24 protein-coding genes and 2 pseudogenes are annotated in these 22,231 nt (G+C 70.4%); 11 read left to right on the top strand and 15 right to left on the bottom strand.

Going from position 1 to position 22,231, the window contains the following annotated elements:
* Nucleotides 1-10: 10 nt before the first annotated feature.
* Entirely contained in the window at nt 11-370 is a 360-nt protein-coding gene (locus EJ357_RS27130) for an NADH-quinone oxidoreductase subunit A (RefSeq protein ID WP_003992243.1), read from the bottom strand.
* Between the two features lie 713 nt (nt 371-1,083).
* Between EJ357_RS27130 and EJ357_RS27125 the strand changes: the two genes are divergently transcribed.
* On the top strand, nt 1,084-1,911 hold the full coding sequence (locus EJ357_RS27125) for a C40 family peptidase (protein ID WP_126394177.1): 828 nt from the start codon (nt 1,084-1,086) through the stop codon (nt 1,909-1,911).
* Between the two features lie 90 nt (nt 1,912-2,001).
* Here the strand turns inward: EJ357_RS27125 and EJ357_RS27120 are convergent, their stop codons facing one another.
* Nucleotides 2,002-3,846 (bottom strand): hydroxysqualene dehydroxylase, encoded by a 1,845-nt coding sequence (locus EJ357_RS27120; protein ID WP_126394176.1) that lies wholly within the window; start codon nt 3,844-3,846, stop codon nt 2,002-2,004.
* A 90-nt stretch (nt 3,847-3,936) separates the two neighbouring features.
* Here EJ357_RS27120 and def point away from each other — a divergent pair, with 90 nt between their 5' ends.
* Nucleotides 3,937-4,563, top strand: coding sequence for a peptide deformylase (def, locus tag EJ357_RS27115; RefSeq protein ID WP_126394175.1), 627 nt, complete (start codon nt 3,937-3,939; stop codon nt 4,561-4,563).
* Nucleotides 4,564-4,764: 201 nt separating this feature from the next.
* Nucleotides 4,765-5,265 carry a hypothetical protein gene (locus tag EJ357_RS27110; RefSeq protein ID WP_126394174.1) on the top strand — a complete coding sequence of 167 codons (501 nt, stop codon included), beginning with the start codon at nt 4,765-4,767 and terminating at the stop codon, nt 5,263-5,265.
* Nucleotides 5,266-5,334: 69 nt separating this feature from the next.
* On the opposite strand, the gene EJ357_RS27105 is transcribed toward EJ357_RS27110, so the two are convergent.
* Entirely contained in the window at nt 5,335-6,654 is a 1,320-nt protein-coding gene (locus EJ357_RS27105) for a geranylgeranyl reductase family protein (RefSeq protein ID WP_126394173.1), read from the bottom strand.
* 98 nt (nt 6,655-6,752) lie between these two features.
* On the opposite strand from EJ357_RS27105, the gene EJ357_RS27100 reads away from it, so the two are divergent.
* Both EJ357_RS27100 and EJ357_RS27095 read left to right on the top strand, forming a co-directional pair.
* Nucleotides 6,753-7,259 carry a GNAT family N-acetyltransferase gene (locus tag EJ357_RS27100; protein ID WP_126394172.1) on the top strand — a complete coding sequence of 169 codons (507 nt, stop codon included), beginning with the start codon at nt 6,753-6,755 and terminating at the stop codon, nt 7,257-7,259.
* A gap of 163 nt (nt 7,260-7,422) precedes the next feature.
* Nucleotides 7,423-7,734: a PASTA domain-containing protein gene (locus tag EJ357_RS27095; RefSeq protein ID WP_126394171.1), complete on the top strand. Its 312-nt coding sequence runs from the start codon at nt 7,423-7,425 to the stop codon at nt 7,732-7,734.
* On the opposite strand, the gene EJ357_RS27090 is transcribed toward EJ357_RS27095, so the two are convergent.
* The 4 genes and pseudogenes from EJ357_RS27090 to EJ357_RS27080 form a co-directional block, all read right to left on the bottom strand.
* The gene (locus EJ357_RS27090; protein WP_126394170.1) at nt 7,721-8,416 is read right to left on the bottom strand and encodes a demethylmenaquinone methyltransferase; all 696 of its coding nucleotides are present in this window, start codon (nt 8,414-8,416) and stop codon (nt 7,721-7,723) included. The genes EJ357_RS27095 and EJ357_RS27090 overlap by 14 nt on opposite strands.
* A 110-nt stretch (nt 8,417-8,526) precedes the next feature.
* Nucleotides 8,527-8,757 (bottom strand): annotated as a pseudogene (locus EJ357_RS48470) (acyltransferase family protein); the annotation flags it as partial.
* Nucleotides 8,755-9,251, bottom strand: a pseudogene (locus EJ357_RS27085) (polysaccharide deacetylase family protein); the annotation flags it as partial. The pseudogenes EJ357_RS27085 and EJ357_RS48470, both read right to left, overlap by 3 nt.
* Nucleotides 9,252-9,270: 19 nt before the next feature.
* Nucleotides 9,271-9,594, bottom strand: a complete 324-nt coding sequence (locus EJ357_RS27080; protein WP_407698417.1) for a hypothetical protein — start codon at nt 9,592-9,594, stop codon at nt 9,271-9,273.
* Nucleotides 9,595-9,924: 330 nt separating this feature from the next.
* On the opposite strand from EJ357_RS27080, the gene EJ357_RS27075 reads away from it, so the two are divergent.
* Nucleotides 9,925-10,974, top strand: a complete 1,050-nt coding sequence (locus EJ357_RS27075; protein WP_126394168.1) for a chitinase — start codon at nt 9,925-9,927, stop codon at nt 10,972-10,974.
* 88 nt (nt 10,975-11,062) lie between these two features.
* Here the strand turns inward: EJ357_RS27075 and EJ357_RS27070 are convergent, their stop codons facing one another.
* The 5 genes from EJ357_RS27070 to EJ357_RS27050 all read right to left on the bottom strand — a co-directional run bounded on the left by EJ357_RS27070 (nt 11,063) and on the right by EJ357_RS27050 (nt 16,414).
* On the bottom strand, nt 11,063-11,668 hold the full coding sequence (locus EJ357_RS27070) for a hypothetical protein (RefSeq protein WP_126394167.1): 606 nt from the start codon (nt 11,666-11,668) through the stop codon (nt 11,063-11,065).
* 7 nt (nt 11,669-11,675) lie between these two features.
* The gene (gene mqnC / locus EJ357_RS27065) at nt 11,676-12,875 is read right to left on the bottom strand and encodes a cyclic dehypoxanthinyl futalosine synthase (RefSeq protein WP_126394166.1); all 1,200 of its coding nucleotides are present in this window, start codon (nt 12,873-12,875) and stop codon (nt 11,676-11,678) included.
* A 94-nt stretch (nt 12,876-12,969) separates the two neighbouring features.
* A complete protein-coding gene (locus EJ357_RS27060; protein WP_175647540.1) occupies nt 12,970-13,713 on the bottom strand; it encodes a prepilin peptidase in 744 nt (247 codons plus the stop codon).
* Nucleotides 13,714-13,758: 45 nt separating this feature from the next.
* Nucleotides 13,759-15,468, bottom strand: a complete 1,710-nt coding sequence (locus EJ357_RS27055) for a serine/threonine-protein kinase (RefSeq protein ID WP_126394164.1) — start codon at nt 15,466-15,468, stop codon at nt 13,759-13,761.
* Between the two features lie 97 nt (nt 15,469-15,565).
* Complete coding sequence (locus tag EJ357_RS27050) at nt 15,566-16,414, bottom strand: menaquinone biosynthetic enzyme MqnA/MqnD family protein (RefSeq protein ID WP_126394163.1); 849 nt, start codon at nt 16,412-16,414, stop codon at nt 15,566-15,568.
* A gap of 321 nt (nt 16,415-16,735) precedes the next feature.
* Here EJ357_RS27050 and EJ357_RS27045 point away from each other — a divergent pair, with 321 nt between their 5' ends.
* Entirely contained in the window at nt 16,736-16,939 is a 204-nt protein-coding gene (locus tag EJ357_RS27045) for a cold-shock protein (RefSeq protein ID WP_003992177.1), read from the top strand.
* 106 nt (nt 16,940-17,045) lie between these two features.
* Here the strand turns inward: EJ357_RS27045 and EJ357_RS27040 are convergent, their stop codons facing one another.
* On the bottom strand, nt 17,046-17,594 hold the full coding sequence (locus EJ357_RS27040; RefSeq protein WP_126394162.1) for a helix-turn-helix domain-containing protein: 549 nt from the start codon (nt 17,592-17,594) through the stop codon (nt 17,046-17,048).
* A gap of 106 nt (nt 17,595-17,700) precedes the next feature.
* Between EJ357_RS27040 and EJ357_RS27035 the strand changes: the two genes are divergently transcribed.
* The 4 genes from EJ357_RS27035 to EJ357_RS27020 are packed head-to-tail and all read left to right on the top strand — an operon-like array spanning nt 17,701 to nt 19,660.
* Complete coding sequence (locus EJ357_RS27035; protein WP_126394161.1) at nt 17,701-18,393, top strand: AzlC family ABC transporter permease; 693 nt, start codon at nt 17,701-17,703, stop codon at nt 18,391-18,393.
* A complete protein-coding gene (locus tag EJ357_RS27030; protein ID WP_126394160.1) occupies nt 18,390-18,704 on the top strand; it encodes an AzlD domain-containing protein in 315 nt (104 codons plus the stop codon). The genes EJ357_RS27035 and EJ357_RS27030 overlap by 4 nt, the downstream gene beginning before the upstream one ends.
* 25 nt (nt 18,705-18,729) lie before the next feature.
* Complete coding sequence (locus tag EJ357_RS27025; protein ID WP_126394159.1) at nt 18,730-18,984, top strand: hypothetical protein; 255 nt, start codon at nt 18,730-18,732, stop codon at nt 18,982-18,984.
* Nucleotides 18,985-19,012: 28 nt separating this feature from the next.
* Nucleotides 19,013-19,660, top strand: coding sequence for a class I SAM-dependent DNA methyltransferase (locus EJ357_RS27020; protein ID WP_126394158.1), 648 nt, complete (start codon nt 19,013-19,015; stop codon nt 19,658-19,660).
* A gap of 7 nt (nt 19,661-19,667) precedes the next feature.
* Here EJ357_RS27020 and kstD read toward each other — a convergent pair whose 3' ends face one another.
* Together kstD and EJ357_RS27010 are read right to left on the bottom strand one after the other, a co-directional pair.
* Nucleotides 19,668-21,464, bottom strand: coding sequence for a 3-oxosteroid 1-dehydrogenase (gene kstD, locus EJ357_RS27015; protein WP_126394157.1), 1,797 nt, complete (start codon nt 21,462-21,464; stop codon nt 19,668-19,670).
* Complete coding sequence (locus EJ357_RS27010; RefSeq protein WP_228472618.1) at nt 21,427-22,074, bottom strand: DUF6817 domain-containing protein; 648 nt, start codon at nt 22,072-22,074, stop codon at nt 21,427-21,429. Before EJ357_RS27010 ends, kstD begins: the two co-directional genes overlap by 38 nt.
* Nucleotides 22,075-22,231: the final 157 nt, after the last annotated feature.

Raw genomic sequence — 22,231 nt, 5'->3', positions numbered from 1 at the left:
TAAAAGCCCCTCAGTCCCATTCCAGGCCGCCGCGCCGCCATACGTACGCGTACGCGACGAAGACGGTGAGCACGAAGAGCAGCATCTCCACGAGCCCGAAAATCCCCAGGGCGTCGAAAGTGACGGCCCAGGGATAGAGGAAGACGATCTCGATGTCGAAGACGATGAAGAGCATCGCCGTCAGGTAGTACTTGATGGGGAAGCGCCCGCCGCCGGCCGGCGTGGGGGTCGGCTCGATACCGCACTCGTAGGCTTCGAGCTTGGCCCGGTTGTATCGCTTCGGACCGATCAGCGTGGCCATGACCACGGAGAAGATCGCAAAGCCTGCCCCGAGGGCTCCCAGTACGAGGATGGGCGCATAAGCGTTCACCGCTCCTCGCTCCTCTCAGTCGGCACTGACTGCTGGCGGTTGCACTGGGCTCACAGCCGCCCCACCGATCCCACGAGCCCCGCTCGTCCCGGGCGAAGATCGAGAACATGTGAAGCAGGTCACAAGCCCAACTGCCTCGCATCTTATGCCCGCCGCTCTGTGATCTGCGACACGGGGTATTGCACAAGCTTTGTGATCTCCACCACCTGACGAAGGATCATGAAGCCGGATGAGCGGTGATCTTCACACGAGAAGCGTTCGAGTGATCACCAGAGGTGACATTTCCGCTCGTCGACGCAGCTCGGAAGGGGCGTCTCAATATCAAGAGACTTCCCTTGCATGCAAATTGGTGCTGGACGGGCCGCCTTGATAGAGGGCGCGTTCACACATCAGGGGGAGCGACGAAGCGGGATGTGGACGCGTGCGCGCATTCACGAGCGACGCCGGACGCGATCCGGGCACAGGACGCGCACGCCGCCGTAATCGTTGCGTGACCTCTGCCACACCAACACGAGACCCCGAGAACCGGGCTTGGCCACCGGTCTCAACAAGTGGTAAGCGATGGGCAATCCGGACTTAATGATGAAAGGACGTGATCACGGGCCGAATGGGCCGCGTCCGCAATGTCCGTTACGGCGTCAATAAGGGGTGTCGCGCCGGGGATTTGGGGCGGCGATTGAACAACTGTGGCGCAGCCCACGTTTCTTGAAGGTATGGAGGAGCCCCTGATACCCGTTGTTCTCATGTCCCACACCGCTCACATACGTAGCCACCGGAAGCCCCGCCGCAGCGCGTCGTCGTCCATCGCGATGCGTGCCGGAGTTGCCGGTGGCGTCCTCAGCATGGCAGCGGCTGGTGCGTCGGCCACGGCGAACGCCGCCGAGCCGGTGACGCAGACCATCGAACTGCCCACCCTCACGGGTGACCTGGCGGACCAGCTCGCCCAGTCCGCGGACGCCACTCAGCTGGCGGCGGCGAACTACGAGCTCGACGCCGAGCGTGACGCGGCCGCCGCCGCGGCCGCCAAGGAGGCCAAGAAGGACCTCGCCGAGGCCAAGAAGAAGGCCGAGGCGAAGAAGAAGGCGGAGGAGGCCCGCAGGGCCGCCGCCGAGGCCGCCGCTTCGCGCAGCACCGAGCGGACCACCCTGTCCGCTTCCGCGAGCACGAGCGTGGCCGCTCCCGCCAGCGGCAGCGTCGCGACCGTCATCTCCTTCCTCCAGGCACAGGTGGGCGACGCGTACGTCCTGGGTGCCACCGGCCCCAACGCGTGGGACTGCTCCAGCCTGGTCCAGGCCGCGTTCAAGCAGGTCGGCGTCGACCTGCCGCGGGTCTCGCAGGACCAGTCGATGTCCGGCACCGACATCCCGCTGTCGCAGATCCAGGTCGGCGACATCCTCTACTGGGGCGGCAAGGGCTCCGCGTACCACGTGGGCGTCTACATCGGTAACGGCCAGTACCTGGACGCGGCCAACCCGTCCAAGGGCGTCGTCATCCAGGACCTTTCCGGCTATCCGGCGTCGGGTGCGGTGCGCGTCCTCTGACGTACGGCCGTACAGCACAGGCGTACGGAAGGGGCCGCAGCCGCTCGGGGGCAGCGGCCCCTTCCGTTCTGTCCCAGGAGGCCCTCCGCCCTACCCGAGGTCGAAGGTGTTGGGCAGGCCCAGCCTGTAGCGCACCTCGTCGACCCGCTTGAGGGGCTCCATCTCCGGGGGCCGGTACAGCTCCCAGATCTCACAGCGATCGGCGCCCGAATTGTCCGCGTCCAGGAGCGCGTTGACCGCGAGGCGGGCCGACTCGTTGGCGCCCTCCATCGTCGCCAGGTCCACGTCGGTGCGGACGTAGTCGCCCGCGAGGAAGAAGTTCGGGACCTTTGTGCGGGCCGTGGGGCGGTTGTAGAGCGTGCCCGTGGGGTGGATGAGGAGCTGCTCGCGGTTGCGCGGATCGGGGCCGCCCAGGCCCGTCACCGCCGGGTCCATGAACCAGCCGAGGCGGTCCTCGTCCCGGAGCGTGGTCTTGCCGGCGTCGTTGAGGCCGTCCTTCAGCTGGGCCCAGAGTTCGGCGACGACCTCCTCCTTGGTGCACTCCTTCGCCGTCTTGCCGTACAGGATGCCCGGCTTGTCCCACTCCGAGATGATGGCGGAGAGGCAGTCGTGGGCGCGGCCGTCGCCGTAGTCGCGGGAGAAGTCCCGGCCGTCCCAGAACTGGGCCTGGCCGATGCCGGTCACCGACCAGGGTGAGTCGAGGCAGTTGATGTGGCCGTGGACCACCGGGGTGGGCGTGCGCAGATAGAACATCACGCCGGTCATCCAGTCGGTCCTCAGTGCGTCGCAGCGCGCGAGCTGCGGGTCCGCCGCGCGCAGGGCGGGGCCCCACGTCACGCGCGCGTGCTCGACCGGCAGCGCGGAGACGTAGTGGTCGGCGGTCACGGTACGGTCGTCGCCGCCGTCGCGGGCCGAGACACGGACGCCGGTCACGCGACCGCCGTCGTAGAGGACCTGGCGGATCTGGGTGCCGAGGACGAACTCCACTCCCAGGGAGCGCAGGTGTGTCTCCCAGGGGTCGATCCAGGCCTCGCTGGTGGGGGCGTCGAGGATGCGGTCGATGTCGGCGTCACCGTCCATGCCGCGACCGAGCAGGCCCCACAGGAGCAGGGCCTCGATGATGACGCGGCCGACGGTTCGGGTGGACGCGACCTCCGCGCGCGTGGCGACGAGGTTGCGGGTCTGACCGACGCCGAGGACCGTCCGGTACTCCTCGCTCATCTCCTCGGCGCGGATGAAGTCCCACCACGCGACCTTCTCCCACTGCTCCTCGCGTCGGGCGTCGCAACTGGTGAGGTGGACGAGGAGGCGGTCGGCGAAGTAGGCGGCCTCGTGGGCGGGGAGGTGGGTGCCGAGGTCCAGCACCGAGAGGATCTGGTCGCGGATCCAGCCGAGGGTGAGGTCGCCGGGGCGGGGCGGGGTGGTGGCACGGCGGAGCGGGAAGTGCAGGTCGGGGCGGCCGCCGGAGCGGGCGAACAGGGCCTCGGTGCCGCTGACGAGATTGTCGTGGACGCCGTTCGCGTTGCCGGGGACGGGGATGCGGCGCATGGTGTCCGGGAGGTTCCGGTAGAAGCCGGGGAAGAAGCGGAAGCCGTGCTCGGCGGGGAGATCGGCTCGGTCACCGGCGGCGGAGCCCGGGACGGGCATCGAGCGGGCCTTGCCGCCGAGGGCGTCGTAGTACTCGTAGACGGTGACGGCGTAGCCGCGTTCGGCGAGTTCGTGGGCGGCGCTCAGGCCGGAGACGCCGCCGCCGAGGACGGCGACGCGTTTGCCGGAGCCGTTGGACAGGGCCGCGGCGGACGCCGCGCCGGCCGTGCCTAAGGCGCCCGCGGCGAGGGCCGCTCCCCCGGTGGCCGTGAGGAAGCGTCTGCGGGTGTGGCCGGACGGCGCGTGGCCTGTCTTCTCCTGGGGCTCCTGGGTGTGTTCTGTTGTCATGATTCCCGGAGGGTAGGGAGGGGCTCCGAAGGTCGGAAGCCCGATTCCCGGTCACCTACAGCATCCTCACAACCACAGGGAGAAACAGTCATGCCGAGTGTGTTCGTCCAGGGCAGGCCCGTCGAGTCGTATCCGCCGCTCGCGCCCGAGGCCCGGCGCGGGTCGGTGCGCAGGATCACCGAGGCGGGCGAGGAGGTCCTGCACAAGCCGTGCCGGGACGTGACCGAGTTCGGTCCCGATCTCGCCGCGCTTATCGACGACATGTTCCTGACGATGTACATCGCGGACGGGGCGGGACTCGCGGCCAACCAGGTCGACGTCGATCTGCGGCTGTTCGTGTACGACTGCCCGGACGACGACGGGGTGCGGCACGTCGGGCACATCGTCAATCCGGTACTGGAGCCGCTCGACGCCGCGCACCGCAGGCTCCTCGAAGACAGCGAGGGGTGCCTGTCGGTGCCCGGCGCGGTGATGGACGTACCGCGCCCGGACCGGGCCGTGGTGCGCGGGTTCGACAGGGACGGCGAGCCGCTCGTGATCGAGGGCACCGGGTATTTCGCCCGTTGCCTCGCGCACGAGACCGATCACTGCAACGGGCAGGTCTATCTGGACCGGCTCTCCAAGCGGGAGCGGAAGGACGCGCTGCGGCAGGTGGCGGACCGGCGGGAGGGCGTGTTCGCGCGCCGGGCCGCCAGGACGGCGGAGCTGAACGGGTAGGTGTGCGGGGCCCCGGCTCCTCGGCGGGTTGCCGTTCGAGCCGTCCGGGAGAGCCGGGGCCTGTCGGAGTGTGAGGTCGAGCGCTCCTCGGGCTTTGCGCCCGCCTCGCCGTCGCGCCACTCATACGCTGTGCGCGTGAGACCCGAACAGACCTGCGCCACCGCTCTCCCTGTCGCTCAAGCGGTTCGCGAACCAGTCCAAATGACCGCGAAACAAAGGGAGTTACCACTACGGGAGACCGCGGGAGTCCTCGGCCTGCTGGCGGTGATCGTCGGCCCGTACGTCAGCGTGGGCGCTCTCGCGGCCACCATCGCGACGGAAGCCTCGACGGCGGGTTGGGCCGGGCTCTTCTTCATCGGCGCCGCCGTACCCTTCGCCGTTCTGCTCTGGGGCGGATTCACGGGGAGTCGACTTGAGCAGGTGCTTGCGGCACTGGCCCTTGTGCTTCTCCTGCTCGTCTTCGCCAAGGTGCTCGCCGCATACGCCGCGGACGGCGCGAACAAGGTGGCCAACGAGATCGCGAACCCGGGTTCACTTGCGAGTGGTGGGGTCGAAGGGGCCGCCGCGCTGATCACCGCAGTGTCCGGATTCATCACGTCGGTTGCCGGCTGTCTCACGGCTTGGGCCGCGTTCAGGCAGTCCCGTGACAACCGGCAACCCCCACCCGACGGCCGACCGGCTGATCCGCCGTCGGACGGCTGACCGGGCAGTCCGCCGTCCGACCGCTGACCGGCCGGCGACCGCTGACCGGCCAACCCCCCACGCCCGGCGTCACGCCTTCGGCGCCACCTTGCTCAGCCCGTTGATGATCCGGTCCATCGCGTCGCCGCCCGTCGGGTCGGTGAGGTTGGCCAGGAGCTTCAGGGTGAACTTCATCAGGAGCGGGTGGGTCAGGCCGCGCTGGGCCGCGATCTTCATGACCTTCGGGTTGCCGATGAGCTTCACGAAGGCGCGGCCCAGCGTGTAGTAGCCGCCGTAGGTGTCCTTCAGGACGCGCGGGTAGCGCTGGAGGGCGAGTTCGCGCCCCGCGGGGGTCGAGCGGGCGTGGGCCTGGACGATGACGTCGGCGGCGATCTGGCCGGACTCCATGGCGTAGGCGATGCCCTCGCCGTTGAAGGGGTTCACCAGGCCGCCGGCGTCGCCGACCAGCAGCAGGCCCTTGGTGTAGTGCGGTTGGCGGTTGAAGGCCATGGGGAGGGCCGCGCCGCGGATCGGGCCGGTCATGTTGTCCGGGGTGTAGCCCCAGTCCTCCGGCATGGAGGCGCACCAGGCCTTCAGGACCTCCCGCCAGTCGAGCTCCTTGAAGGAGTCCGAGGTGTTGAGCACGCCCAGGCCGACGTTCGACGTGCCGTCGCCCATGCCGAAGATCCAGCCGTAGCCGGGCAGGAGACGGTCCTCGCCGGGGCCGCGGCGGTCCCACAGTTCCAGCCAGGACTCGAGATAGTCGTCCTCGTGGCGGGGGCTTTCGAAGTACGTCCGTACGGCCACGCCCATCGGGCGGTCCTCGCGGCGGTGCAGGCCCATCGCGAGGGAGAGGCGCGTGGAGTTGCCGTCGGCGGCGACGACCAGGGGCGCGTGGAAGGTGACCTCGCGCTTCTCCTCGCCGAGCTTGGCGTGCACGCCGGTGATGCGGCCGGTGCGGTCGTCGATGATCGGGGCGCCGACGTTGCAGCGCTCGTAGAGCCGGGCGCCGGCCTTCTGGGCCTGGCGGGCGAGTTGCTCGTCGAAGTCGTCGCGCTTGCGGACGAGGCCGTAGTCGGGGAAGGAGGCCAGATCCGGCCAGTCCAGCTGGAGGCGGACGCCGCCGCCGATGATCCTCAGGCCCTTGTTGCGGAGCCAGCCGGCTTCCTCGGAGATGTCGATGCCCATCGCCACGAGTTGTTTCACCGCGCGCGGGGTCAGGCCGTCACCGCAGACCTTCTCCCTCGGGAACTCGGTCTTCTCCAGCAGGAGTACGTCGAGGCCGGACTTGGCCAGGTGGTACGCCGTCGTGGAGCCGGCCGGCCCCGCGCCCACGACGATCACGTCGGCGGTGTTCTCGGAGAGGGGCGAAGAGAGAGGTGAGGAGAGCGGCTCGGTCACGTCGGTCACGGCGGGATCTCCCCAAGTTCGAAATCTGTGTGCCGACCGGCACTGGACATGGGCAGTCTATTCAGCAGCATTGATCACCCGGCTGAAGGGCTGCCTCCGTGAACCGAGCTCTCCCTGTCGTACGGCTCCGTGTCCCCACCGACGAGGACGCTTTCGCCTGGCACCGGATATTCGCCCACCCGGATGTCATGGAGTTCCACGGCGGCAGGGCCGCGGAGCTGTCCGTCTACGAGGAGCTCACCGCCCGCCAGCGCCGGCACGACGCCGAACGGGGGTACTGCCTGTGGACCATGATCGACGAGAACGAGCGGGTCATCGGCTTCACCGGCGCCCAGCCCTGGGAGCGGGACTGGGGTCCCACGGGGGAGATCGAGATCGGCTGGCGGCTCGGGCGGGAGTGCTGGGGCCAGGGGTACGTCACGGCGGCCGCGCAGATGACGCTGGAGCGGGTGCGGGCGGCCGGGGTGCCGGGCGTGGTGGCGATGGTCGACGCCCGCAACATGCGGTCGATCGCGGTGACGCGGCGGCTGGGCATGGAGCTCGCCGAGGTGTTCACCACCCCGGACGGGCAGCAGAAGGGGCACTGCTACCGGCTCGACCTGTGACCGGCGGACAGGACAAGCGGATCCTCCCCTCGCAGATCAGCCACTCTGAGTAACCAACTGTTACAGAAAGGTACTTGACGCTTCCGGACGGTACCCCCGGGCGGTTACCCTTCCAGTACCGCTGGGGGTGACATCTGTGCGTATAACACCCAAAACGCCTGAGGTGCGCGTACCGAGGCTCGTCGGACTGATGGCCATGGACGCGCGCGAGGCAGCAAAGTCGCACGGCCTGGTCCTCAACGCACCGGATCGGCCGGACTTCCACCTCACCGTCGTCGACTACGTCGTACGCCAATATCCCCAGCCCGGTGCCGAGGTGCCGCAGGACTCGATGGTCTACATCTGGTTCGACTTCGGCGAGGGTGAGGGCGGCGGAGGCGTACGCGAGCCACGCATCCCACGGCCGCCCTCGGGCGGGATGCAGCGCGAACTCGACGAGCCCGGAGACCCGTATCCCGTGGTCAGCTCTGCTTGAAGCCGCGGTGCAGGGACACGACCCCGCCCGTCAGGTTCCGCCAGGCCACCTTCGTCCAGCCGGCCTTGCGCAGGTGCTCGGCGAGGGCCGGCTGGTCGGGCCAGGCTCGGATGGACTCGGCGAGGTAGACGTACGCGTCGGGGTTCGAGGACACCGCGCGCGCCACCGGGGGCAGCGCGCGCATCAGGTACTCGGTGTAGACGGTGCGGAAGGGCGCCCAGGTCGGGTGCGAGAACTCGCAGATCACGACCCGGCCGCCGGGCCGCGTGACCCGGTACATCTCGCGCAGGGCGGCGTCGTAGTCCTGGACGTTGCGCAGCCCGAAGGAGATCGTCACGGCGTCGAAGGTGTCGTCCTTGAACGGCAGCCTCGTCGCGTCGCCCGCCGTGAACGGCAGCCAGGTGTGCTTGCGCTTGCCGACCTGGAGCATCCCGAGGGAGAAGTCGCAGGGGACGACGTACGCGCCGGTCCGCGCGAAGGGCAGCGAGGAGGTGGCCGTCCCCGCGGCGAGGTCGAGGACCTTCTGCGCGGGGCGGGCGTCGACGGCCTTCGCGACCTCCTTGCGCCATCTGCGGTCCTGGCCGAGCGACAGCACGTCGTTGGTCAGGTCGTACCGTTCCGCCACGTTGTCGAACATCGAGGCGACTTCGTGCGGCTGCTTGTCCAGGGATGCGCGGGTCACGGGCCCATTGTGGCAGTACGCCCTCACGGGGCCGCAGCATGGCCTCCCTGGGTCGCCGCACGGGCGTCCCGGGCCGTGGCACGGGCGTCCTGGGTCGCCGCACGGCCTCCCGGAAGAAGCGTCGGCTTCTTCTTCCCGGCCACGTCCTCCACCCAGCCGCACAGCAGCACGAACACCGCGATCAGGATCCAGCCGATGCCGAACATGAACCACTGGCTCTCCAGGGGCAGGTACTTCTCGAACGCGGGCACGTTCCAGAACTGGTCGACCAGCGGGACGGCGAGGATCAGGGCGATCTCGTGCCAGAGGTAGATCGTCACGGCCCGGGCGTTGAAGATCGTCTGGTACGAGAGGTCGACGTGGTGAAGGTGTGGATGCCCACCTCGTTCCCCTGCTCGACCATGTCCGCGACGATCCCCGGGTAGCGCGAGACCATCGAGCCGACCACGAAGAACGTGGCGGGGATGTCGTACTTCCGCAGGATCGCCAGGACTTGCGGCGTCCAGGTGGGGTTCGGGCCGTCGTCGAAGGTGAGCGCGATGGTCTTGTCCGGCACGGAGACCGTGGTCGCCCGGCCGCCCCGGAAGGTGAGGATCGGGCCGCCGTCGAGGACCTTGTCGGGCACCTTGCTGGAGCTGGCTCCGGTGCGCACCCGCTGGTCTCCGCCGACTTCGGCGCGCAGATAGCCGTCGAGCAGCATGACGCTGGTCAGCGCGAGCAGGAGGAGTCCGGCGAGGATGACGCGCGGTTTCTGCAGGGCCGCGGCCCTGCCCGCCGCCCGCTGGATACGGGTCGGGGCGCGGCGGCGGCCGCGTGAGGGAGTGGTCGTAGTCATGAGTGTGGGTGCGTTCCGGTCAGTTGGCGGTGGCCGGGGAGGCGAACACGGTCGGGGCGGCGCTGGGCGGCTCGCCGGTCGCGGTGCCCGAGGGCGGAGTGCCGGTCGGCTTCGTGGGCGGGGTGGCGACACCGCCCTGCGGCTGGGCGCCGCCGGGGCCCGAGTTCGGGCCACCCGCAGGGCCGCCGGCCCCGAAGGGCAGCAGTTCGGAGGGGGTGAGCGAGGTGCCGACGCCCATGAAGGCCATGCCCAGCACGACCGCGTACCCCATACAGGCGACGCCGACCAGGAGCCCGATACGCCGCAGCAGCTTGGAGCGGCGCCCGGAGTTGTCAACGAACACGGGCCCCTCTACGGACCCGTTGCCGCGTTTGCGGCGGCGACCGCGCGCAGCGGACTGGGCGGCGCGGTTTTCGATGGCAGGCTCGGATTGCATTCCCCGGACATTAGGGAGCCTTTATGTGCCAACGACTCTGTACTTCATGTGAGACGCCCATGAGAAACGTCTCGACCTGTCCGTTCCCTGAGAGTTTCCGCGAACGCCTGCAAACCTCACAGCCATATGAAAGGAGTTGAAGGACCGGACCTGGGTCGCGTGTGAGACATTGCCGACCGGCCTACGTATTGGTTTCTTCGGCCTGAGACAGAAATCACGAAAGCGGGTACATGCGCAATGCGGAGTTTCCGAACCACGGCGACCGGGCTCACCTGCATATTTGCACTGGCCATCACGGGGTGCTCCGCGAGCTCGGACGACGGTACGGCGGACGCGGCGCCGTCGCCCCCGCAGCAGCCCGGCTCGGCATCCTCCGCCTCGCCCTCCGCATCGGCCTCGTCAGGCGCGTCGAGCACGTCCTACGCCCCTTACGTCAGCGCCACCGAGGCCTCCGACCTCGACTCCGCCGGCTCTCCGGCGACGTACAACCTGGCCTTCGTGATCTCGGACGGCAGCGACTGCACGCCCAAGTGGAACGGCACCACCGCCCTGTCCGACTCGGCCGTGAAGTCCCGTATCGCGGGGCTCACCCAGGACGGCGCCTCCGTCCGGGTCTCCTTCGGCGGCGCCTCCGGCAAGGAGTTGGCGGCGACGTGCGAGAGCGCGTCCGAGCTGGCCGACGCGTACGGGAAGGCGCTGGACGCGGCGGGTGCCTCGCTGGCCGACTTCGACATCGAGGGCGACGAGCTGACCGACTCCGACTCGGTGGACCTGCGTTCGGAGGCGATCGCCCTGCTGCAGAAGAAGCGCGGTGACCTCGAGGTCGCCTTCACGCTGCCGGTGATGCCGTCCGGGCTCGACGACGACGGCGTGGCGCTGCTGGAGTCCGCCAACGAGCACGACGTGCAGGTCTCCAGCGTCAACATCATGACGATGAACTACGGCGAGTCGTACACCGGCGACATGGGTGACTACGCGCTCACCTCGGCGAAGGCCACGCACGCTCAGTTGAGGGAGATCTTCGGTACGTCGGATACGACGGCGTGGAACGCGATGGCGCTCACGTCGATGCCGGGCGTCAACGACGTCGACAACGAGACGTTCTCGCTCGATGACGCGGCGCAGGTACGGGAGTTCGCCGAGGAGAAGGGGATCGGTTGGGTTTCCATGTGGGCGACGTTTCGGGATCAGCGGTGTGGTGACGATTCGTCATCGGATGACGCGTTGACCAATTGCAGTGGGGTGGATCAGGAGGACGGGGCGTTCGCGGAGGCGTTTTCGGGATGAGCTCGGGTGCGAATGCCGTACGCGAGCTGCGGGTTGTCGGGGGTTGCTCGCGCAGTTCCCCGCGCCCCTAAAAGACTGGGGCGTTTCCCTACCGTCGCCGGTAGACGATCCGCCCGTCCACCACCGTCGCCACGCACGTCCCCGCACCCCGCTCGGCCAGTTCCGTCTCGTCCCGTACGTCGAACACCGCGAAGCGCGCGGCGGAGTGACGCTCCCTCGGTTCCGCGAACTCCACCGGACACCCGGCGTCGTACGGATCGAGCGTCGGGGTCCCTCCGGGGCGGCCGATTCGGCCCATGACCGCCAGCCCGGAGCGATGCACGGCGTCCCGCACCGCGCGGTTGCGCAGTTCCTCGCAGGCCGCCCGGACCGTTCCGTGTGCCAGCATCCGCTGTACGGCCCGCCGCGCGCTCGCGCCCCAGCGGGCGTCGTCCATGGCGAGCGCTGCCAGCGCGTCGCCGGTCAGCGGTTCAGTGCCCAGTTCCTCGGCCTCGCGCGGATCGGGGTGGTACGCCTCCTCCAGCAGCTCATTGCCATGGAGATTGATCAGCCCCGGCGTCAGAATGCCGGGCCACTCCCGCACCCGCGCCTGCGGATGCGCGGCGACGAGTTCCTCCCGCGCCCCCGCGTCGGCGATCCACGCGCCCTTGACGACGAGCGCGTGGCCGCGGGAGTCCGCGTGGATCGTCAGCACGGTCAGGTCAGTTGGAGGCCAGGATCTTCAGCTCGGGATGAGCCGTCCCGCCCTCGATCGCCGTCGAGGAGATGTGGGACGCGACCCGCTCGTCGACGGGGTCGTTCGCCGGGTCGTCGTGGACGACGAGGTGCTCGTAGGTCGTCGCCCGCTGCGCCGGCACCCGCCCCGCCTTGCGGATGAGGTCGATGATCTCCATCCGGTTGGAGCGGTGCTTGGCACCCGCGCTGGAGACGACGTTCTCCTCCAGCATGATCGAGCCGAGGTCGTCGGCGCCGTAGTGGAGCGAGAGCTGGCCGATCTCCTTGCCGGTGGTCAGCCAGGACCCCTGGATGTGCTGGATGTTGTCCATGAACAGCCGCGCGATGGCGATCATCCGCAGGTACTCGAAGATCGTGGCCTGCGTACGGCCCTTCAGGTGGTTGTTCTCGGGCTGGTAGGTGTACGGGATGAAGGCCCGGAAGCCGCCCGTGCGGTCCTGGACGTCACGGATCATCCGCAGGTGCTCGATGCGCTCGGCGTTGGTCTCGCCGGTGCCCATCAGCATGGTCGACGTCGACTCCACGCCCAGCCCGTGCGCGATCTCCATGATCTCCAGCCAACGCTCACCGCTCTCCTTCAGCGGGGCGATGGCCTTGCGCGGCCGCTCGGGCAGCAACTCGGCGCCGGCGCCCGCGAAGGAGTCGAGGCCGGCCTCGTGGATCCGGGTGATGGCCTCCTCGACCGACACACCGGAGATCCGGGCCATGTGCTCGACCTCGCTCGCCCCCAGGCTGTGGATGACGAGCTGCGGGAAGTCCTTCTTGATGGCGGCGAAGTGCTTCTCGTAGTACTCGACGCCGTAGTCCGGGTGGTGACCGCCCTGGAACATGATCTGGGTGCCGCCGAGTTCGACGGTCTCGGCGCAGCGCCGCAGGATGTCGTCCAGGTCGCGGGTCCAGCCCTTGGCCTTGTCCTTGGGGGCCGCGTAGAAGGCGCAGAACTTGCACGCCGTGACGCACACGTTCGTGTAGTTGATGTTGCGCTCGATGATGTACGTCGCGATGTGCTCGGTGCCCGCGTACCGGCGGCGGCGTACGGCGTCGGCGGCGGCGCCCAGCGCGTGCAGCGGGGCGTCCCGGTAGAGGTCGAGCGCTTCCTCCGGGGTGATGCGTCCGCCCGCCGCGGCACGGTCGAGCACAGACTGCAGGTCGGCCTTCTCGGTCACCGGAGCGTCCCTTTCGTCAAGGGTTGTGGACGGACCGAACCAGCCTACGCCAGGCCTTTTACAAGGCGGACCTCAGGCCGAGCCCGCGCCGCCGTCAGGCCGCGTAAGCCCCGATCAGCAGCCCCACGAACGCCCCGCCGAGCAGGAACGGCCCGAACGGGATCGCCGACTTGCGCCCGGCCCGCCGCAGGGCGACCCGCCCCCAGCCGTACAGCGCCCCCGAAAGGAACCCGGCGAACGTGCCGAGCATGACCGTCGGCCAGCCGTACCAGCCCAGCACCGCCCCCGCCGCGAGCGCCAGCTTCACGTCGCCGAAGCCCATGCCGCCGGGGTTGACGAGGTACAGCACGTAGTAGAAGGCGCCGAGCGCGAGGGCGCCCCACAGGGCGGTCGGCCACTCACCGGCGTGCTCGGGGACGAGGGCGACCAGGCCGAGCAGCACCAGCGCGGCGGCGGCGAGCCGGAGGGTCAGCGGGTCGGGCAGCCGCCGCACTCGCAGATCGACGACCGCGAGCAGCACCCCGACCGGCGCCAGCAGCAGCCAGACGCCCAGCTCGGGCCGGGTGCCGGTGGCGGCGGCGAGGGCGGCGCAGACCAGGGCGCCGGCGGTGGCGAGTCTCGGGGCGCCGGGGCCGTACGGCGTACCGGTCCCGCACGGCCCGCACCGGGCCCGCCCGATCCACCCCCCGCCGAACCCCGCGATCGGATGCCCGCCCGGACACCGCTCCCGCCATCCCTCGTCCTCCGGCACGGAGAACCGGTAGGCGGCCCGCGGCAGGAGCGAGCCCGCCACCGCACCCCACAGCGCGGCGACGGCCACCAGCACGACGGTCACCACAGCCCCCACCCCATGTCTTCGCACCCCACCGGATACCCGGCCCCGCTACCCGACCTTCGACAGCCGCGCCTCGGGATTCCCCTCCGCGTCGCTCTCCGAGCGGTACACCAGGTCGTCGCCCGCCGGGGTGATCCGGACGGTGTGCGGGGTCGGATTGCAGCCGCCGTGGTTGCCCTTCTTCCCCACGGACGTCACGACGAGTTCCTTCGCCGTCGCCTTCTTCAGGGTCAGTACGTCGTTGCAGACGCCGCCCAGCAGGTCCGTCTGCCTAAGGGTGCCCAACTCCTCGCCGATGTCGGCCTTGTGCACGGTGAGCCGGAAGGTGCCGGCCGGCAACGCGCCGTCCAGGGCACTGGCCTCGCCCTCCCAGGTACCGACGTAGCGGGCGGGGACGCCGCTCGCGGCCGGGGTGGGGGCGTCCTTGCCCGGCGCCTGCGAAGAGGCCGCCGATGAATCGGCGTTGGTGTCCTGGTCCCCTCCCGGCAGCAGCTCGAACATGAACACCGACCCCACGGTCACCGCGGCCAACGCCCCCGCCACCGCGAGCGCCACCGTGCAGCTCAGCCGCCGCCCACGACCGTCCTCCACCGGCGTCGAGGCCGCCGCGACGGAGACGGAGAGCTTGCCGGGACGGTGCTCGGATGCCGGGGCGGTGTCCTGAGGAGGTACGGCGTCACGCGGTTCGGGCACGGCGACGGGAGCCACGGACGCGGAAGCGGTACCAGGTGGGGGCGTGGGCGTGGAATGGGGCACGGGCACGGCCGCACCCCCCGGCATCACCGGCGGCGGCCCGAACTCCCCGACCGTCGCCTGCCGGCTGAACCCCACCGGCCCCGAGGCGACGTCCTCCCCCGTCGCCCCCGCCTCCAGGTTCAGCAGCCGCACGGCACTGCGGCTGACCTGCTCCACCAGCGCCCCCGGCAGCCATCCGCCCGCCACCGCCCGAGCCGCCCCGTCCGGTGCCAGACGCCGGGCCACCTCCGCCGGCGTGGGCCGCGCCCCCGGCTCCTTGGCCAGACAGTCCGCCACCAGGTCCCGCAACTCACCGTCCAGCGGGCCGAGTTCGGGCTCCTCGTGGACGACCTTGTACAGCAGCGCCGCCGACGAGTCCCCGGTGAACGGCGGCCCCCCGGTCGCCGCGTACGCCAGCACCGCGCCCAGCGAGAAGACGTCCGCCGCCCCCGTGACCCCCTTGCCGATGATCTGCTCGGGCGACATGTAGCCGGGCGAGCCGATCGAGACACCGGTCGAGGTCAGGGAGGCGGTGCCGTCCATGGCGCGCGCGATGCCGAAGTCGATCAGGAGGGGGCCGTCCAGGGTCAGCAGGACGTTCGACGGCTTCACATCCCGGTGCACCAGTCCCAGCTCGTGCACCGCCGCCAGCGCCTCGGCGAGCCCCGCCCCCAGCGCACGTACCGAATGCGCGGGCAGCGCGCCCGAGCCGGCGACCGCCGCCGACAACGACGGTCCCGCCGCGTACTCCGTGGCCACCCACGGCACCGCGGCCTCCGGGTCCGCGTCCAGCACGGACGCCGTCCAGGCACCGCCGACCCGGCGCGCCGCCTCCACCTCCCGGCGGAAGCGGGCGCGGAACTCCTCGTCCAGCGCGAAGTGCGGGTGCACGATCTTGACGGCGACCGTACGGCCGCCCGCGCTGCGTCCGGCGTACACCCGCCCCATCCCGCCGGAACCCAGCCGCCCCAGCAGCCGGTACGGCCCGACGATGGTCGGCTCGTCCACTCCGAGGGGCTGCATCGGCGCCCACTCCTCCCCCGTACGGCCCATCACGTCCGTAGAACTGGCAGCAGATTAGTGCCGAAGCCCCCCGCGGCACCCCCGGCACCCCCACCCCTTACGGCTGCAGCAGATCCACCTTCACATCCGCCGGGAAGCCGGTCGTCGGACCCACCCGGCGGGCGAACTCGGCGACCGCCGCGAGCTGCGGGGCGGCGAAGCGGAAGTCGAGGGTCGTGAAGTACCGCTCCAGGATCCGCTCGTCGAACGCCTCCCAGCGGGCCGCCTGCTCGGCGACCTTGCCGACCTCGTCCAGGGAGAGGTTGCGGGAGTCGAGGAACGCCTCGTGGACCTTGCGGGTGATGACCGGCTCGCGCTCCAGATAGTCCCGGCGCGCCGCCCACACCGCGAAGACGAACGGCAGGCCGGTCCACTCCTTCCAGAGCGAGCCGAGGTCGTGGACCTCCAGGCCGTAGCGCGGGCCGTCGAGGAGGTTGGCCCGCAGCGCCGCGTCCCCGATGAGTACGGCCGCCTCCGCCTCCTGCATCATCAGGCTGAGGTCGGGCGGGCACGTGTAGTAGTCGGGGCTGACGCCGTAGCGCTCGGCGAGCAGCAGCTGGGCCAGGCGGACGGACGTACGGGACGTCGAACCGAGAGCGACCCGGGCGCCGTCCAGCTCGTCCAGCGGGACCTGCGAGACGATCACGCAGGACATCACCGGGCCGTCGCAGCCGACCGCGATGTCGGGGAAGGCGACCAGGTCGTCGGCGTTGCGCAGGAACTCGACGAGGGTGATCGGCCCGATGTCGAGGTCGCCCCGCACCAGCTGCTCGCTGAGCTTCTCGGGGGTGTCCTTGGTCAGCTCGAAGTCGAGGAGCGTGCCCGTTCTCGCGAGCCCCCAGTACAGGGGCAGGCAGTTCAGGAACTGGATGTGGCCTACGCGCGGCCGGGTGCGAGAATTGTCCACATCGCGAGGCTAGACCCTATGGGGTACCGTGCACCCTTCAGGGTCGTGACACCCCGGTCACAACATCCCGTCAAGCCCGACACGAGCCTTTCAAACGTCCGAGTGACGTGATCTTGGCCTCTATTGCTTTCGGCTGCCCGCGTGCTAGGCTCGCCGCAAGTTGCAGTTTGGTTTCCCTTGCAGTACAGAGCCTGCGGAGCATGTGACCGCGGGCTCTAGTCGTTTTCAGACGTATGCAGATGTGCGGCAGTAGTTTTCAACTCAGTTTTCACACTTGCAGGGTTCTGGAGCAGGGCAACCCTTTGGGCCCAAGGAGGGCTTATGGCTACCGGAACCGTGAAGTGGTTCAACGCCGAAAAGGGCTTTGGCTTCATCGCCCAGGAAGGCGGCGGCCCCGACGTCTTCGTTCACTACTCCGCGATCAACGCGAGCGGCTTCCGTTCGCTGGAGGAGAACCAGCAGGTCTCCTTCGACGTGACCCAGGGCCCGAAGGGCCCGCAGGCGGAGAACGTCACCCCCGTCTGATCATTCGGTCTCGGAGCCTGGTGCTTTGATCCGGAACTGAGAGCAGTACCCAAGGAGCCCCGTGCCGCAAGGCAGCGGGGCTCCTGCCTTTTCTCCGCCTCCGGGCCTAGATGTGCTGCATGATCAGCACGAACGTCGTCCCGGGCGTCAGCGCCTCGTACGAGTGCGGCACATCTCCGCGGTACGACATGTAGTCACCGGGCCCCAGATCCGCCTCGTCGCCCCGGGGTCCCGCCTTCACCCGGCCCGTGCTGACGATCAGGTGCTCCACGCTCCCGGGAATGTGCGGCTCCGACTCCCGGGCCGTGCCCGGCTCCGCGCGCAGGTGGTAGATGTCCCGGCGGGCTCCGGGCGGGCTGGCCGAGAGCAGGGTGGCCACGAAGTCCGCCCGTTCGGACGCGACCGTGGGCCCTTCTCCCGCCCGGATCACCTGAACGGCCGGCGCCGGCGGCTCCACCAGAGCGCTGAACGGCACACCGAGTGCGACCCCCAGCGCCCACAGCGTCTCCACACTGGGGTTCCCGCTGCCCGCCTCCAGCTGGGACAGCGTGGACTTCGCGATCCCCGCCCGCTTGGCCAGCTCCGACAGCGACAGCCCGGCCCGGGTGCGCTCGCGGCGCAGGGCGACGGCGATCCACGTGAGGGGCTCGCTCATCCGGTTCACTTCCCGTCGTTCGCTCTACAGGTACGTTCGTTCGCCTTGACGAACACTGGTCCGCCCGTTCATTCTGGCAAACATGCGTTCGCTACTCCGAACACCGATGATGGCATCCCTCGGACCTCTGGCACCCCTTACCCCTCTGGTGCGCGACAGCGCACTCGTCTGGCTCGCCAGCGGGGTCGTCGGCGTCTCCTTCGGCGCGATCGCCGTCGCCGGCGGGCTGCCGGTGTGGGTCCCGGTGGTGATGTCGCTGATCGTCTACGCGGGCTCGGCGCAGTTCAGCGCGGTCGGCGTGCTGCTCGCCGGGGGCGGTCCGGTGGCGGCCGCGACCACCGGGCTGCTGCTCAACACCCGCACGCTGGCCTTCGGCCTCGCCGTCGCGGACATCATCGGCCGGGGCCGCATCGCCCGCCTTCTCGGCGCGCACCTGGTGACCGACGAGACGGTGGCCTTCGCCCTCGCCCAGCCGGATCCGGCACGGCGTCGCGCCGCCTTCTGGATCTCCGGGATCGGCCTGTTCGCCGTGTGGAACCTCGGCGTGCTGGCCGGGGCGCTGGCGGGCGGCGCGCTGGGCGACACCGCCACCTACGGCCTGGACGCGGCCTTCCCCGCCGTCCTCGTCGCCCTGGTCCTGCCCGCCCTGCGCGAGGGTCCGGCCGTACGGCGGTCCGCGCTGCTCGGCGCAGGTCTGGCGCTGGCGCTGACACCGGCCGTCCCGGCGGGGGTGCCGGTACTGGTGGCGCTGGCCGGGCTCACCGTGTACGGACGCGGCGGCGGGAGGCGTACGGCATGAGCGCGACGGTGGCCATGATGCTGGCGCTCGCGGTCGGGACGTATGCCTTCCGGCTGGTCGGGCCGGTGCTCCACGGGCGTGTCGAGCTCCCGGCACGGGTCCAGGAGTTGCTGTCGGCGGGCGCGATCGTCCTGCTGGTGGCCCTGCTGGCCACGGGCGCGCTGACCGAGGCCGGCGGATTCGCGGGGTGGGCGCGGCCGGCCGGGGTGCTGGTGGCCGGCGTGCTGGCGTGGCGCGGGGCGCCGTTCCCGGTGGTGGTGCTGGGGGCGGCGGGAGCCACCGCGGTGCTGCGGGCGGTGGGGGTGGCATGAGGCGCCCCCATGGGAAAATCGCCAGGTGACGAGCGGTGAGACGAACGGTGAAGAGAACAAGCACGGGGACGACGGCGGGCTTTCCGCCGACAAGGCGCGGGCGGTGGGCATGTCCGTCGGGCTCTCCGTCGGTACGAGCATCGGCATCGTGCTCGGGATGACCGTCTTCGACAACCTGGGCCTCGGGCTCGCCATGGGGATGTCCCTGGGTGTGGCCGTCGGCGCCGCGATGGGGGTCGGCCTGAAGCGATCGGGTGAGCAGGAAGAGACAGGCGAGTAGACACCCGGCTTCGCTAAGGTCCCCGGCCATGACCGACGCCGACTTCCTCGCCACCACCCGCACCTTCTACGACGCCATCGCCGAGGACTACGCGGAGCTCTTCCAGGACGAGCTGGCGCACCGCCCCCTGGAGCGGGCGGTGCTGGGCGTGTTCGCGGAACTCGTCGAGGGGGACGGTCCGGTGGCCGACCTGGGCTGCGGGCCGGGTAGGACGACGGCCCGCCTGGCCGCACTGGGGCTGCCGGTGTTCGGGGTCGACCTGTCGGAGTCGATGCTCGCGATCGCCCGCCGCGAGAACCCGGGGCTGCGGTTCGAGCAGGGCTCGATGATGGAGCTGGACCTCCCCGACGGGGCGCTGGCCGGCGCGCTGTCCTTCTACTCCTCCATCCACACCCCCGTGGATCGACTCCCGGCCCTCTTCGCCGAGTTCCTTCGCGTACTGGCGCCCGGCGCACCCCTGCTCGTCGCCTTCCAGGCCGGCGACGAACACCGGCACCACGACCGCCCCTTCGGCCACCCGGTCTCGCTCACCTTCCAGCGGCGCCGCCCGGAACACATCGCCGATCTGCTGACGGCGGCCGGCTTCGCCCTCGTCTCCCGGACGGTCCGCGAACCGGACCCGGCGCTCGACGAGGTGTCCCAGCAGGCGTTCCTCATCGTCAGAAAGACCAAGTAGCCCTCGCCTACAGGCTTCCGGCGATGTCCCGTGCCGCGATGTACCCGAACGTCATCGCCGGGCCGATGGTCGAACCGGCCCCCGCGTAACTGTGGCCCATCACGGCGGCGCTGGCGTTCCCGGCGGCGTACAGCCCCCGGATCACCGAGCCGTCCTCCCGCAGCACCCGCGCCCGCGCATCCGTGAGCAGGCCGCCCTTGGTGCCGAGGTCGCCGGGGACGATCCGGAAGGCGTGATACGGAGGGAGCCAGAGGGGCGCGAGGCAGGAGTTCGGGAGGACCGACGGGTCCGTGTAGTAGTGGTCGTAGGCGCTGTCGCCCCGGTGGAAGTCGGGGTCCACGCCGCGCAGCGCCTGGGAGTTGAAGCGGTCCACGGTCGCACGGAGTGCCGCCGCGGGGACGCCGATGGAGCGCGCGAGCGCGTCCAGGGTCCAGGCCTTGTGCGCGGCACCCGAGTCGTACCAGGTGTCGGGGAACGGCAGGGTCGGCAGGACGTCCTTGAAGAGGTAGCGGTTGCGGTAGTGCTGGTCGACGATCAGCCAGGACGGGATGGCGGGGTCGGTGTCGTTGACGTCGTACATGGTGTGGACGACGTCGCTGTAGGGGGCGGCCTCGTTGACGAAGCGGGCCCCGGCGGCGTTGATCAGCAGGCCGCCGGGGAGGGTGCGTTCGGCGAGGCAGAAGTACGGCTGGCCGGGGAGCGGGATCGCCGGGCCCCACCAGGCGTCGTCCATGAGGCCGAGGGCGGCGCCGACGCGGTGCCCGGCCTGGATGCCGTCGCCGGTGTTCTCCTTCGCGCCCACCGTCCAGTCCGTGCCGATCGGATGGCGCTGGTAGCGCTCGCGCATGGCCGCGTTGTGCTCGAAGCCGCCCGAGCCGACGATCACGCCGCGGCGGGCTCGGACCAGGCCGGGTCCGCCGTCCCGCGTGACGACCGCTCCGCTCACGGCGCCGCCCTCGACATACAGCTCCGTGAGGGGCGTGCCGAGCCACACGGGCACCCCGGCCGACCGCAGCCCCGCCCGCAGTCCCGCCGCCAGCGCCTGGCCCATGGTCAGCGGCTTCTCCCCGCGCAGGGCCGCCGCCGTGCCCCGCGCCAGACACTGCGCCGCCACGGCCGCGCCCTTGGCGTTCACCGCGGCCAGGGCCAGCCACTTGTAGTCGGCGCTGAAGACGACCATGCCGGCGGGCACGTCCATGTACGGCGGGTTCAGCCGGGCCAGCTCCGGACCCAGGATGGTGCCGTCGAGCTGGCCGGGCTCGACGGAGCGGCCGTTCGGGAGGCCGCCGGGCAGCTCCGGGTAGTAGTCGCTGTACCCCTCCATCCAGCGGAAGCGGAGCGGGCTGTTGGCCATGACGAAGGAGAGCATCGCCGGGCCGTGGGCGAGGAAGGCCTGCTGCCGGTCGGCGGGGACGTCGGGGCCGACCACGGCCGCCAGGTAGGCGGCGGCCTTCGCGGGCGTGTCCGGGACGCCGGCCGCGAGGATCACGGAGTTGTTGGGAATCCAGATCCCGGCGCCGGAACGGGCGGCGGACCCGCCGAAGGTGGGCGCCTTCTCCAGCACCACACAGCTCAGGCCCTGCTTGGCGGCGGTCAGGGCGGCGGTCATGCCGGCGGCTCCGGAGCCGATGACGACGACGTCGTAGGTGCCGAGGAGGGGTAGGTCGGCGGCGCGGGCGGTCTGTTGGGCGGCTCCCACGACACCGAAGGCCGCGGCCGTGCTCACGGCGCCCGCGGCCAGTACATCTCTTCGCGAGGGTCTCGCGTCAGTGGTAGTGGTCGTGGTCGTCGTGGTCGTCGTCATGATCCCCGCTCCCGCCCGCCCCGTCCGCACACCCTGACGATGTGTCAGAAATGCGAATGTGGCGCGGCCTCCCTGTGAAGTCAAGGGTCAGGCAGTCGTTCCAGGCCGACGCGCTCAGCAGCGGCCGGAAGCGGGTGAACAGGGCGAGCAGGTCGGAGCCGTAGCGGTCACAGAACGCGGGATCGTGGTCGGTGAGGTCGAGTTCGTTGGCGGCGGTGAGCTCGGCGAAGTCGCGGCGCAGGCGCGTGTCCGGCGCGTGGGAGCGACCGGTGAAGCGATCGCGGAAGGGGGAACCCTCGTCCGCGAGGGTCGGATACGCGGCCTCGCGGTCGCAGGAGGCGTAGAAGTACACGACCGACTCCGCCTCCGCCCCGATGATCCCCGCCAGTTCGCCACGTCGGTCGAGGGGCAGCAGGGCCGTCGGAAAGCCGTCCGTGCCGTAGAACGCATGGCAGAGACCGGCGAGTTGAAGGGCAGGCCGGGCGTTCCAGCCTGCGAGGCGGGAACGTACGCGGCGCAGATGGGCGAGGAGGGTGCCGCCGGGGTGCGGGATGGTCCCGGCGCCGAGGTCCTCCAGGAGGGACTCGGCGTGAGCGAGGGGGGTCGACACGTGCCGTCCTTTCGGAACTTGCGGTCGCTTGTGGGTCGGCACCCGCTCCCTCCCCCGCACCGGTCCGGACTCCTCGCGGGGGCGTGGAGCGGGTTGCCGCCCGGGCCCGGTGGAAATCGTCGTACACCGGTCAAAGCCCAGTCAATCCTTGGGATTT

Origin of the sequence: Streptomyces cyaneochromogenes (genome assembly GCF_003963535.1) — a bacterium.
Lineage (GTDB): Bacteria > Actinomycetota > Actinomycetes > Streptomycetales > Streptomycetaceae > Streptomyces > Streptomyces shaanxiensis.
The sequence above is the reverse complement of the archived record's forward strand: the minus strand, read 5'-3'. Positions and strand labels throughout refer to the sequence as shown.